This is a genomic window from Amycolatopsis sp. NPDC005961, from assembly GCF_040629235.1.
GTDB lineage: Bacteria > Actinomycetota > Actinomycetes > Mycobacteriales > Pseudonocardiaceae > Amycolatopsis > Amycolatopsis camponoti.
Genome location: NZ_JBEXVF010000034.1, coordinates 30,202 through 42,751 on the forward strand (window position 1 = coordinate 30,202; position 12,550 = coordinate 42,751).

General features: G+C 70.3%; 13 protein-coding genes. 2 read left to right on the plus strand and 11 right to left on the minus strand.

Annotated features, from left to right (window positions below; genetic code table 11):
* Positions 1-37: 37 nt before the first annotated feature.
* From ABZ342_RS27380 to ABZ342_RS27415, 8 genes are all read right to left on the minus strand, one after another.
* A complete protein-coding gene (locus tag ABZ342_RS27380; protein ID WP_360478569.1) occupies positions 38-187 on the minus strand; it encodes a hypothetical protein in 150 nt (49 codons plus the stop codon).
* On the minus strand, positions 184-1,170 hold the full coding sequence (locus tag ABZ342_RS27385; protein WP_360478572.1) for an alpha-ketoacid dehydrogenase subunit beta: 987 nt from the start codon (positions 1,168-1,170) through the stop codon (positions 184-186). Before ABZ342_RS27385 ends, ABZ342_RS27380 begins: the two co-directional genes overlap by 4 nt.
* 12 nt (positions 1,171-1,182) lie before the next feature.
* Positions 1,183-2,139: a thiamine pyrophosphate-dependent dehydrogenase E1 component subunit alpha gene (locus ABZ342_RS27390; RefSeq protein WP_360478575.1), complete on the minus strand. Its 957-nt coding sequence runs from the start codon at positions 2,137-2,139 to the stop codon at positions 1,183-1,185.
* Positions 2,136-3,170, minus strand: a complete 1,035-nt coding sequence (locus ABZ342_RS27395; RefSeq protein ID WP_155548633.1) for an NAD(+)/NADH kinase — start codon at positions 3,168-3,170, stop codon at positions 2,136-2,138. Before ABZ342_RS27395 ends, ABZ342_RS27390 begins: the two co-directional genes overlap by 4 nt.
* A 590-nt stretch (positions 3,171-3,760) precedes the next feature.
* Positions 3,761-3,985 carry a heavy-metal-associated domain-containing protein gene (locus ABZ342_RS27400; RefSeq protein WP_360478580.1) on the minus strand — a complete coding sequence of 75 codons (225 nt, stop codon included), beginning with the start codon at positions 3,983-3,985 and terminating at the stop codon, positions 3,761-3,763.
* A gap of 64 nt (positions 3,986-4,049) precedes the next feature.
* The gene (locus ABZ342_RS27405; protein WP_013222289.1) at positions 4,050-4,253 is read right to left on the minus strand and encodes a cold-shock protein; all 204 of its coding nucleotides are present in this window, start codon (positions 4,251-4,253) and stop codon (positions 4,050-4,052) included.
* 206 nt (positions 4,254-4,459) lie between these two features.
* Positions 4,460-4,633, minus strand: coding sequence for a hypothetical protein (locus ABZ342_RS27410; RefSeq protein ID WP_196425844.1), 174 nt, complete (start codon positions 4,631-4,633; stop codon positions 4,460-4,462).
* 212 nt (positions 4,634-4,845) lie between these two features.
* Entirely contained in the window at positions 4,846-6,504 is a 1,659-nt protein-coding gene (locus tag ABZ342_RS27415) for a thiamine pyrophosphate-dependent enzyme (RefSeq protein ID WP_155548631.1), read from the minus strand.
* A gap of 135 nt (positions 6,505-6,639) precedes the next feature.
* On the opposite strand from ABZ342_RS27415, the gene ABZ342_RS27420 reads away from it, so the two are divergent.
* Positions 6,640-7,920, plus strand: a complete 1,281-nt coding sequence (locus ABZ342_RS27420) for a hydroxyacid-oxoacid transhydrogenase (protein ID WP_360478583.1) — start codon at positions 6,640-6,642, stop codon at positions 7,918-7,920.
* On the plus strand, positions 7,914-8,327 hold the full coding sequence (locus ABZ342_RS27425; protein WP_360478586.1) for a thioesterase family protein: 414 nt from the start codon (positions 7,914-7,916) through the stop codon (positions 8,325-8,327). The genes ABZ342_RS27420 and ABZ342_RS27425 overlap by 7 nt, the downstream gene beginning before the upstream one ends.
* Positions 8,328-8,560: 233 nt before the next feature.
* Here the strand turns inward: ABZ342_RS27425 and ABZ342_RS27430 are convergent, their stop codons facing one another.
* The 3 genes from ABZ342_RS27430 to ABZ342_RS27440 form a co-directional block, all read right to left on the minus strand.
* Complete coding sequence (locus tag ABZ342_RS27430) at positions 8,561-10,609, minus strand: ATP-binding cassette domain-containing protein (RefSeq protein ID WP_360478589.1); 2,049 nt, start codon at positions 10,607-10,609, stop codon at positions 8,561-8,563.
* Positions 10,606-12,273: an ABC transporter ATP-binding protein gene (locus ABZ342_RS27435; protein ID WP_360478592.1), complete on the minus strand. Its 1,668-nt coding sequence runs from the start codon at positions 12,271-12,273 to the stop codon at positions 10,606-10,608. Before ABZ342_RS27435 ends, ABZ342_RS27430 begins: the two co-directional genes overlap by 4 nt.
* 129 nt (positions 12,274-12,402) lie before the next feature.
* Positions 12,403-12,546: a SapB/AmfS family lanthipeptide gene (locus tag ABZ342_RS27440; protein WP_155548626.1), complete on the minus strand. Its 144-nt coding sequence runs from the start codon at positions 12,544-12,546 to the stop codon at positions 12,403-12,405.
* Positions 12,547-12,550: the final 4 nt, after the last annotated feature.

Sequence of the window (12,550 nt, forward strand, 5' to 3'; positions counted from 1 at the left end):
CCTCCGGCGGGGCCAAGAGCCACCGGAGGCGGGCGGGTCAGCCGGTGATCGCGCTGCCCTGAGCTTCGAGGTGGACGTCCGCGTGGTAGGGCGACAGGAAGTCCACTGTGGACATCAGCCGAGCTGCGTCGATGGCCTGCGCGTCGGCGAACCGCGCGCTCAGGTGCTTCCGCTCGCGCCGGATCATCGCCGGTACTCCACGACCGCCTTCGCCGCGTTGAAGACCTTCTGCGCGTCCGGGAGGTAGAGGTCCTCGAGCGCGTCGGAGAACGGGACGGGCGTGTGCGGCGGCGTCACCATCTCGATCGGGGCCCGCAGGGCGCCGAACGCCTCCTTCGCGACGAGCGCGGAGATGTCCGTGGCGAGGTTGCAGCGCGGCGAGGCCTCGTCGACGACGACCAGGCGTCCGGTCTTCCCGACGCTTTCGAGGATCGTGCCGGTGTCGAGCGGGCTGGTGGTGCGCGGGTCGATGATCTCGGCTTCGATGGTGCCGGCGGCCAGCTCTTTCGCGGCTTCTTCCGCGACGGCGACCATCCGCCCGAAGGCGACGATCGTGACGTCGCCGCCGTCGCGCACGACGTTGGCCTCGCCGAACGGGATCGTGTAGCTGTCCTCGGGAACGTCGCCGCTGGTGTCGTAGAGGGCCTTGTGCTCGCAGAAGATCACCGGGTCGTCGTCGCGGATGGCCTGGATGAGCAGGCCTTTCGCCTCGTACGGGCTCGACGGCACGACGACCTTCAGGCCCGGGATGTGCGTGAAGATCGGGTACAGGCACTGCGAATGCTGCGCGGCGGCCCGCAGCCCGGCGCCGTACATCGTCCGGATCACCACGGGCGTCCGGGCCTTGCCGCCGAACATGTACCGGAACTTGGCCGCCTGGTTGAAGATCTGGTCGAAGCCGACGCCCATGAAGTCGATGAACATCAGTTCCGCGACGGGCCGCTGCCCGCGCGTCGCGGCCCCGATCGCCGCGCCGACGAAAGCGGACTCGGAGATCGGCGTGTCGAGGACGCGGCCGGGGAACTTGGGGAAGAGCCCCTTCGTGACGCCGAGGACGCCGCCCGGGCCGCCGGCGTTCTCCTCCCCCATGACGATGACCGACTCGTCGCGCTCCATCTCCTGGCTGAGCGCCTCGGTGATCGCCTCGCGGTAGCTGATCGTCCTGGCCATGCCGTGCGCTCCTCAGTAGGACACGTAGACGTCGGTCTCGAGGTCTTCTTTCGTGGGTTTCGGCGCGGCCTTCGCCTCGGCGACGGCGTCTTCGATGAGCTTCGCGACTTCGGCGTCGATGTCGTCGAGGACCTGTCCGGGCAGCTCACCGCTGTCGGTGACGCGTTCCCGGAACCGCTTGAGGCAGTCGAGGTTCTCGCGCGCGTCCGCGGCTTCGCCAGCCCGATAGGCCGGCTGGTCGCCCTCGAAGGGCCCGAAGCAGCGGCTGAACTTGACCTCGATGAGCGTCGGGCCACCGCCGCCGCGGGCGCGTTCGATGGCCTCCCCCGCGGCTTCGTGGACGGCGAAGAAGTCGAACCCGTCGATGATCACGCCCGGCACGCCGAACCCGGCGGCGCGGTCGGCGATGTTGTCCGAAGCGACGGACCAGGTGCTCGACGTCGCTTCGGCGTAGCCGTTGTTCTCGGCGATGAAGAGGGCGGGGAGGTCCCAGACCGACGCGAGGTTCAGCGCCTCGAGCGTCGTCCCCTGGTTGCCGGCGCCGTCGCCGAAGAAGGCGACGCCGACGCCGCCGGTGTGCTGCTGCTTGGCGGCGAGGGCGGTGCCGCAGATGAGCGGCGGGCCGCCGCCGACGATGCCGCTGGCGCCGAGCATGCCTTTCGAGAGGTCGGCGATGTGCATCGAGCCACCCTTGCCGTGACAGGATCCTGTCTTGCGGCCGAAGATCTCGGCCATCATGGCTTTGACGTCGACACCCTTGGCGATGCCGTGACCGTGGCCGCGGTGGGTGCTGGCGATGGCATCACGGTCGTCGAGGTGGGCGCAGACCCCTGCGGCGGACGCTTCCTCACCGGCGTAGAGGTGCACGAACCCGGGGATTTCGCCCGTCGCGAACTCGTCGTGCACCCGCTCTTCGAACGCTCGGATGGTGCGCATCACGCGATACGCCTCCCGCAGGGTGTCCGTCATCTTCGACGCTCCTTCCCCAGTTCGGTTTCCGTGCGCAACAGCCCTTTCCGCGCCGCTTCCGCCATCACCGCCCGGACGTCCACGACCCACGGCCCGTCCGGCTTGAGCTCGACGAACGCGCTTTCGCCGGTCTTGAGCTCGAGTTCGCGCTCGCCGTCCAGAGCGATGACCCCACCGGACGCGGCCAGCTCGACGCGCATCCCGGGTTTGAGCACGCCCCACCCCCGCACCCCGACAGGCCGCACGAGCCCGGGCGCGATGGGCGCGTGCACGACGTAGGGCGTCTCGTCGACGGGCCCGAGCTGCAGCGCGACGCCGTCCGGGCTGGAGCGCGGGCTCGGACAGAGCTGCCCCGGGACGCTGGAGAGGCCGATGCCATCGGGTTCGGCGAAGGTGCAGTAGAGCTCGGTGAGCGAGGCGGGATCCCACAGCGCCCGAGCCCCGATGTGCCGGCTCGACGAGACGCAGACATCGACGAGCGCGATCTCCCGGCGAGCCTTGGTGACGACTTCGAGCACGCTGACGCGGTGCGTGACGAGATCGGGATCGACCTGCCCGGAGGCGATCAGCCCGGCCGCCAACCCGGCGACGGTCGCCTCCCGCATCTGCGGGAAGGCGTTGTTGGTCCCGGTGGAGAGGGCGAGGATCGGAACGTCTTCGCAGGCGGCGGCGGCAACGCGAGCGGTGCCATCCCCACCGAGCACGACGATGACCCCAGCCCCGGCCTCGACCATCCGGCGCACGGCATTGGTCGTATCGGCGGCGGTCCCGGTGATGGGATCATCGGCACAGAAGTCGACGGTCGGCCAGGTCCCCCCGCGCCCGAGAGCTTTGAGCACAGCAGCGGAAATGCCCCCGAGATCAGTGGAGACCAGGGCCCGATCAAGGCCGGTAACCGCGAAGGCGGCCAGCAGCCGCTGGACCATGTTCGCCTTTTCCGCGGTGGGGAACACGGAAGCCTGCGCAACCAGCCGGCGGATGTCCCGCCCCGAAGCCGGATTCGCGACGATCCCCGCCACCGTCTCGCCCAACCTGACCTCCTGTCACCGCACCGGAGAACAGAAGACTCCGTAGCGGCCCGAAAGGGAAGGGTTGCAGGGCGTTGCAGTGTTCACAGGAGCTTGCCGGTCCGCTCGGCTTTGGTCGCTCGACCTTGGTCGCTTGGCCGCTCGGTGGCTGGCCGCTCGGTGGCTCGGCGGCTCGACCTTGGTCGCTCGGTGGCTCGGCCACTCGGTAGTGCCGGCCGGATCGAGGTGGGCGCCCCATGCGCTGCGCCGACCGGAGTGAGCAGGTGAGCCGACTGCGCCCGAGTACTGCGCGAGCCGAATCGAGCAGGCGTGCCCTCCGCGTCGCGTGCCGTACTAGCCGCATCAAGCCGGCGACCACTTGCCTCCGAGCGCTGTGCCGACGGATCGCGCAGCCGTTACTCCACTGCCCAGCCAGGCTCACCGCCTGGTCATTCCGCCGCGCAGCCGCGGCCGGTCCGCGGCGCGCGTGTCACGTCGGCGGCCGCTGGCGTTCTGAGCCGAAGATCACACCGGCTCCGATCTCCAGTGGACTGTCCAACCTGGATGTCACCCCGGCGGAGAAGAACGAACCGAGGTCAACCCTCGGCGAAGAACTACGAGACGAGGCTCGCCGCGCCCTCGTAGGAGAAGCCGGCTTCCTCGACCGCGGCCCGCACGTCGTCCTCCACCAGCGGACCTTCGGCGCGAACGACCACGCGGCCGGTCGCGACGTCGACGTCCACTTCGGTCACTCCCGGCAGACCGGTGAGTTCTTCGGTGACCGACTGGGCGCAGTGCCCGCAGCTCATCCCGGAGACGGCGTAACCGTGCTCGATCATGGTGCGCAGCATACGAAAAGGGCCGCCACCCCGAACGGGTGACGGCCCTTTCCCAAGATCAAAGTCAGATCACGGTGACCGACGTGGCCTGCGGGCCCTTCTGGCCCTGGCCGATCTCGAACTCGACGCGAGCGTTCTCCTCGAGGCTCTTGAAGCCGTTACCCTGGATCTCGCTGTAGTGAACGAAGACGTCGCCGCCACCGTTGTCGGGGGTGATGAAGCCGAACCCCTTCTCGGAGTTGAACCACTTCACAGTGCCCTGAGTCATCAAAATCTCCATATGCAACCACAAAAACGGGAAGCCACTTCGGCGCCCCGGGTCAACACGGGGACGGTTTGCTTCCTCGGCGAGGAGACACTACGCCCGCTGATATCTGCGAGCGTGACTCAACACGAACACAAAAATCGAGACCATGGGCAGTAAAGCACACCTTGAGCAGGGCGGACAACCCGTCGTCACCCGGACAGGGTGAGCTATTCGCCACTCGCCGGGCGCAACCCCTCCGAGCTGAACGGCGACCGCCAGGTCGTGTCGCGCTCGGCGGCGACGACGGCGTCGTCGTGGGCCTCCGCGCTGGCGCTGAACAGCACCGGTACGACGCCCGAGGACTTACGCGCTGCTTCGGATGTGCGCTGGTGATCGGTCACGTCGAAACTCCCCTCGTTCCCTGCCCGCTTCGGCGCGGGTCATGACCGTGATGGTGCCATGCGGCACCGACAGAAACCGGTTGTTTCCCGCCGGGCCCGGCCGGGAAGGTTCAGCGGCGAACCACCACCGGAACAAGGCCAGATTACCCGAGCCGCCGCCTTGCTACCACAGAACTTACCCGGCGTTTTCCGAAGCGAAACCGAGCAAACCCTTACTGGGCGGGCGGTTGCGGACGCGCTTGCCCGAGCAGGGCCGAAAGCCGCACGTCCGGGGTCACCACGTCCGGGTCTGTGCGCACATCGATGACGCACGGGCGCTGCCGCACCAGTGCGCTGGCGATGATCGGTTCGAGCTCCTCACGATCGTCCACCGTGTACCCGGCCGCGCCGAGCCCACGCGCCCAGGACGCGAAGTCCGTCAGCGGGATGGAGACACCGGACAGCCTGCCGTGTGTGCGGGCTTGGTGCATGGCGAGCGCGCCGTGAACGCCATTTTGGAAGACGACGACCATCACCGGCGCCCGGTACCGCACGGCCGTTTCGATCTCCTGGCCGGTCATCAGCGTCCCGGCATCCCCCACCATGGCTACCACGGTCCGCCTCGGCTCGGCCAGTTTCGCCGCCACCGCGGCCGGAACGGCGTAGCCCATCGCGGCGTTGCTCGGACCGAGCTGGCTGCGCGGCGCGGTGAAGCACCAGTACCGGTGCATGAACTGCGCGAAGTTGCCGGCGTCGCTGGTCACGATGGTGTCCTCGGGCGCCAGCTTCCGCAGCGCGCGGACGACGTCCACCGGGTGCACCCGGGTGTTGCCGCTCGTGTCGGGCGGGGTCATGAAGGTGTGGACGGCCGCGTTCGCCGCCGAAGCCCGCCGCGTCCGCGGCGACGCCACCTCGCGCAGCTCCCGCAGGAACGGCTCGACCTCGGAGTCGACGCGGAAGGTCAGCCCACGCCGCCGCGAGCTGACGTCGATGCCGGTGCCGACCAAGATCAGTGTCTGTTGAGCCGTCGGGTAGCGGTAGGCCTGGGTGGTGACCTCGTCGAGCTGAGTGCCGAGAGCGAGGACCAGATCGGCCCGCTCCAGAGCGTCCAGCTGCCGCGCCGGGATGCCGAGCCCGAGGTGGCCGGCGTACCGAGCGTGGTTCTCCGGGAAGGCGTCCTGCCGCCGGAAGGCGTTGTAGACGGGCAGCGCGAGCTCGTCGGCGACCGCGATCAGCTCGTCACGCGCGGACCGGGCCCGCCCGCCGACGATGACCACGGGGTACTTCGCCTCGTCCACCAGTTGCGCCACGGCGTCAGCCGAACGGCCCAGCGTGCCGGAAGCCGGCGGCCGGACCCGCGCCATCGGCTTCGCCGCGTCGTAGGGCATGCCCCAGATGTCGCAGGGCACCCCGAGCACGACCGGCCCCGGACGTCCTTCCTGCGACGTCGTCAGCGCGTGCGCGAGCAAGCTGGGCAGGCTGTCCGGGTCGGTCACCCGCAGCGTCGACTTGGCGATCGACTCGAACATCGCCGTCAGGTCCGACGTCGGCAGCTCCCCGGACGACGACGGCACCGGCTCCGTCGCCGGCGTCTCCAGCAACACGACCATCGGCGTCTCGTCCTGGTACGCCGTCTGGACGCCGATCGCCAGGCTCGCCGCACTCGGGCCCCGGCTGGCGAGCAGCACGGCGGGCCGCTCGGTGAGCTTGCCCTCCGCCTCCGCCATGAAAGCCGCGCCCGCGTCGTGGCGCGCCGAGACCAGCGTGATCTCCCGCTCGCGTTGCAGGGCGTCGAGCAGTTCCAGGAAGGACTCGCCGACCACCGCGTACACGCGGCGGACCCGTGCCTCGGTCAGGATCCGCACGGCCGTCTGGGCGACGGTCGCTCCCAGTTGGTATCTAATGAGGAGAGCTTAGGCGGGCACCGTTCAGTGCAGTCAAGTGATCTTCGCCGAAACCCGGTAAGGATGGGCTGAATGTCCGCTTTGACCGACTGCTAGCCGATCAAGGGAGCGAGGACCGCAGTCTTGGCCGCGACCGAACATGAAACCGTTTTTACTTATGGCGCACCGGCGTTGAAGTACGGCACCGGCTCGAGCGACGAGATCGGCTACGACCTGACCCAGTACGGCGTGCACCGCGTGCTCGTCGTGACGGATCCACAGGTCGCCGCGACCGGCTGGCCGCGCCGCATCGCCGACGGGATCGCGGGCTACGGCATCGAAGTCGAGGTCTTCGACGGCGTACACGTCGAACCCACCGATGTCAGCATGCAGAAGGCGGTTGACTTCGCCCGCGGAACCGGTCCGTACGACGCCTTCGTCGCCGTGGGCGGCGGGTCGGCCATCGACACCGCCAAGGCGGCGAACCTGCTCACCAGCAACGACGGCGAACTGATGGACTACGTCAACGCCCCGGTCGGCGGCGGCCGCGCGCCGGACCGCCCGCTGAAGCCGCTGGTCGCCGTTCCCACGACCACCGGCACCGGCTCGGAGAGCACCACGGTCTGCGTGCTCGACGTGCTGTCCCTGCGCGTCAAGAGCGGGATCAGCCACCTGCGGCTGCGCCCGACCCTCGCCGTCGTCGACCCCCGGCTCACCATCAGCCAGCCCGCCGGCGTGACCGCGGCCAGCGGCATGGACATCCTCTGCCACGCCGCCGAGAGCTACACCGCGAAGCCGTACACTGAGTTCGAGCGCAAGCGCCCGGAGCAGCGTGTGCCGTATTGCGGCGCGAACCCGCTGGCCGACATGTTCGCCGAGCAGTCACTGCGGCTGCTGTCGTGGGCCCTCCCCGCCGCCGTCCGCGACGGCGACGACCTCAAGGCACGCGAAGCCATGGCCCTGGCCGCGACGTTCGCCGGGCTCGGGTTCGGCAACGCCGGCGTGCACATCCCGCACGCCAACGCGTACCCGATCGCCGGCCAGGTCAGGGATTTCCACCCGGATGGCTACCCGGGCGAAGAACCCATGGTTCCGCACGGCATGGCCGTGTCGCTGACCGCACCCGCCGCGTTCCGCTTCACCTTCGACGCCGCGCCGGACCGCCACCTGCGCGTCGCACGCCTGCTGGCGCCCGACTTCGAGTGGCCGGGTGACTTCGCCGACCACCTGCCCGCGGTGCTGATCGACCTGATGCGGCAGATCGGCATCCCGGACGGCATCGGTGCCGTCGGCTACACGGAGTCCGATGTGGACTCCTTGGTCGAGGGAACGCTGAAGCAGCAGCGGCTACTGGCGACCGCACCCCGCGAGGCGTCCGCGGATGATCTTTCCGGCATCCTGCGCGAGTCGGTGTCACTGTGGTGAACGGGTACCCGCACTGGCAGACGGTTCCGTTGCGCTGGAAGGACAACGACGTCTACGGGCACGTCAACAACGTGGTGCACTACTCCCTGATGGACACCGTGATCAACACCTGGCTGATCGAGCAGGGCGGCCTCGACATCGAAGCCGGGGAGGTGATCGGGCTGTGCGTCGAGTCGCACTGCGGTTATCACTCATCGGTTTCCTTTCCTGGGACGTTGCGGGTCGGTTTGCGCGTGGCGCACCTCGGGAAGTCCAGCGTGCGTTACGAGATCGGCATGTACGCCGCCGACGAGTCCCTGGTCGCGGAAGGGCACTTCGTGCACGTCTTCGTGGACCGCGAGTCCCGCCGGCCGACACCGCTCGCCGGCAAGCTGCGTGAGGCATTGGAAGCACTGCAACCCGGATGACGTCGACCGCCGGCGGTTCACCTCCTCTCTGACGGTGCCGGTTCCGGGCCGGGTTCTTCCCGTGTTTCCGATCATGCACGACGGCCCCGACAGAACCGGTCGGACGGCCCGAGTTGTCCACAGGCGGGGAAAAGATCGGCGAGTTGTCCACAGATTCACGACGAGGGGTTCCCCGGCCGTTCGGCCGCGATAATCTGGAAGTCCCCAGAGATACGTCCACAGTGGACGGGAAGTCAGCTCACTCGAGCGGCTCGCGACACGGATGGCGGCCTAGGCGTCGATCCGGTGGCACCGTTGTGAGAAGGCGGCCCGCTCGTGGCTCCGTTGCCGGCAGGCGTGCCCGCGGCGGACCCCACATCCGAAGTTGGACCAGCAGTAGCTGCGGCTTCGTCGCCGGCAGGCGCCCCGGCGGCGACCGCAGACCCTGTGCCCACTGGCGGATTCGCAGTGGTCGCGCGGCCGTTGCCGGCAGGCGCCCCGCCAACGGCCGCGCCACTGCCCGCAGGCGGCGAGCCCCCGGTACCGGCCGGTTGGCTGCCTGCACCCGCGGTCGGCTCGGCACCGGTGGCTGCTTCCCCAGCCACCGGTGTCGCCCAGGCCTGCATGAGTTCGGCGTACCGCGCCGACCCGGCCAACAGGTCGGTGTGGCGGCCCAGAGCGGTCTCGCGGCCGTCCATGACGAGGACGCGATCCGCGCGCAACGCCGACGAAAGCCGGTGCGCGATCACCACCAGAACACCACCCCGCGCGGCGAAGGCCCGCTCCGCACGGGCTTCCGACACAGGGTCAAGATGGGAGGTGGCTTCATCGAGGATCACGAATTCCGCCGAACTGGCGTAGACCCTGGCCAGTGCGAGCAACTGCGCTTCGCCCGCGGAGATGCCTTCGCCGCCGTGACCGATCTCGGCGTCGAGACCGCCCAGGCGCCGAAGCAACGCGCCCGCGCCTACGGCGTCCATGGCGGCCAGCAGCGTGTCGTCCGAGGCTGACGACGCGAACAGGCCGACGTTATCCCGCACGGTTCCCGCGAAGACATACGCCTCTTGCGGGATCAGCGCCACCAGCTTGTGGCGGAGCGCCGTGGGCACGTCCCTGACCGGGACGCCGCCCAGCAGGACCCGGCCTTCTTGTGGCGTCAGCATCCCGGTCAGCAAGCCGGCCAATGTCGACTTGCCGATGCCACTCGGCCCGACGACGGCGAGGTGCTCCCCCGGCCGCAAGTCCAGGTCCAGTCCACGGACCACAGGTTCGGCCGTCGCGCCCCAGCCGAACGTCAGCGCACGAACCTGGATGTCGGTGCCGCGCGGAGTCGCGGTGCCGTCGGGTATGGCGGGCAGCTCGGCCGTCTCCGCCAGCCTGCGGAGTGCGACCAGCAGGCGCAGGACGACGGTGCCTGCCGTGGCGGCGAGACCGCGGAGGGCCGGCTGCATCGTCGTGGCCAGGTAGACGAGCGCGCCGAGTGCCGCGCCCGCGGTCAGGTCGCCGCGGGCCACCAGGCCCGGAGCCATCGCCAGCGCGAGCAACAACGGGATGAACTCGCCGAGCGAGATCACCAGGGCTCGGAGGGCACTCGACCGCGCCACGCGGATCGCGGCCGTCGCCTGCTCGTCGACCGCGTCGTACATCGCCAGCGCGGCGATCGGCTCGGCACCGCAGGCCACGATGTCGCGCATGCCGGCCAGGGACGCGCCGGCCGTCGCAGCCGTGTGCTCGTCCGCCAGCGCAAGCGCGCGCTGGCGGCGGGCCAGAGAGGGAAGGAGACAGGCGAAGACGACCAACGAGACGACCACCGGCACCGCGACCGGAACCACCAGCGCGCCGGCGACCGTCACGAGGCCGGCGAGCGCGGACGCCGTCGTCACCAGCATGCCGCGGGCCTGCACCAACAGGCCGGCGGTCGCGTCGCGGACCACTTCGACGTGCTGGGTGATCCGGGCGACGCCGCTGGAGTCCGGCTGGTTGCGCGGCGGGGACTCGTCGTGCAGCACACCACGGACGACCGCGGTCACCAGGGCGTCGCGCAGCGGCTCGACCACCTTGCCGAGCTGGTGCCACACCATCCGCGAGCCGAACGCGCCGAGCACGGCAGCGAGCCCGAACAACGTCAGCCAGCCGAGGCCGGCCGCCGGGTCGCCGACCGAAAACCCACGGTCCACGGACAGCTCGACGAGCCGTCCCGAGAAGAAAGCAGGTACGCCTTCGAGCAGTGAACACACGAGCAGCACCGCACCGCCACGCCACTGCCCGGCGAGCGCGGACCAGTACAACCGGTGCAGGCTCACTCGTCGTCCTCCGTGAAGACACCGCGGTAGCCGGACTCCTGCCAGAGGGCGGCGTGCGGGGCCACCGCGCGGATCCGGCCCTCTTCGAGCCAGACCACCAGGTCAGCGCGGGCAGCGGTGCCCGCGCGATGGGTCACGACGACGCGGGTGCGGCCCGGCAGCGCGTCGGCCAAGGCGCGCTCGACCGCGGCCTCGGTGACCGTGTCGAGGCTGGCCGTGGCGTCGTCGAAGATCAGGATGCGCGGGTTGTGCACGATCGCACGGGCCAAGCCGAGGCGCTGGGCTTCGCCACCCGAAAGCGGGGTCTCGGCCAACGGCGTGCGGTAGCCGTCGGGCAGGCGGACGACGACCTCGTCGACCTGCGCGGTCCGGCACGCGGTGCGGACGGCGGACTCGCCGGCCCAGGTGCCGTAGCCAACCGCGTCGGCGACCGTCGCGCCGAGCAGTGCGGGCCGTTCGAAGGCGTAGCCGACGACCGCGCGCAGCTCCTCGCGGCGGAGGCGCTCGATCGGGCGGCCGTCGAGGAGGACCTGGCCTTCGTCGGGCGTGATCAGTCCGCCGAGCACGCCGGCCAGCGCGGACTTGCCCGCGCCCGACCGGCCGACGACCGCGAGGAAGGTGCCGCCGTCGATGCGCAGGTCGATCTCCGCCAGTGCGCCCGTCACGCCGATGTGGCGAAGTTCGACGGTGCCGTCGCCGGGCAGCAGCGGGAGCTTTCCGGGCACGAGTTCGGGCTCGTCGAGAACCTCGACGAGCCGTTCGGCGCAGCCGCGCGCCCGGGACAGCATGGTGAGCAGCGGGATCTGGGTGACCAGGCCGAGGCCGAGCGCGACGTAGCCGAGCGTGCCCACTACGTCGCCGACGCTGAGCCGGCCCGCGAGGACGCCGAAGCCGGCCGCGGCCAGCACGGAGATCTCGACCGCCGGCGTCAGCAGGCCGGCGCGCCAGACCATCCGGGCCTGGGTGCGCCAGATGCCGAGCCCCGCCAGGCCCAGCTTCGGCAGGGGGCGCAGCACGCGCTCGGCTTCGCGGTCGGCTGTGCCGGACGCCGCGATCGTGCGGAGGCCGGCGACCGCGTCGACCATCCGGGCGGCGAGCTCGCCGGAAACCTGCTGGTAGGCGAGGACGTCGTCGGCGGTGTGCTTGAGGTGGCTGCGGGCGAGCAGCAGCGCGAACGGGATGCTGCCGAGGAAGACGAGCGCCAGCCGCCAGTCCTGCACGGCGAGCAGCACCACGGCGCCGGTCGAGATGACCAGCATCGAGCCGCACTGGACGACGATCGTCACGATGCCGCCGGCGCCGACGCAGTCGCCGGTGAGGCGGCTGATCGCGTCGCCCTCGGCGAAACGCGACCGGGCGCCGAGCGTGAAGAGCTTGTCGGAAAGGGTGCGGCGCAACCACGCGGACGCCGTCGCCGTCACGCGGGTGGTCAGGATCCCGCCGACGACGTCGGCCGCGATTTCCGCGCCGCCCACGAACAACAGCCACGAGACTTCAGGCCAGCTCGGGCGGCCCGCGACCACGGCGTCGACCGCGGCCGCGAGCGCGCCCGGAAGGAGCAGCCCGGCCGCGGTGGCGACCAGGGCGGTGACGACGATGGCGGCGAGTCGCGGACGGTCGAGGCCGGCTACCCGGACCAGGAGCCGATCGGCGGAGCCGCGCATCTCACTCCTTCGGACGAGGTACCACCGGGGCGGTACCGGGGCCACAATGAACGTGCGGGAGCGGCGCACTTGGCCTGTGCCGCTCCCGCACCGTTCACCTAGGCACTACTTGCCGACGGACTTGCCAGGTCAGTGGCAGGTCAGCAGCGAGAGGGTGCTGTTGGTGCAGGAGGCCAGCAGGCTCAGGTTCGACGGCGCGCCGCCCCCGCCACCGTGACCACCGTTGAGCACCTCGGGGGTCTCCAGGGCCTGCAGCTCCAGAACGAGTTCCATGGTG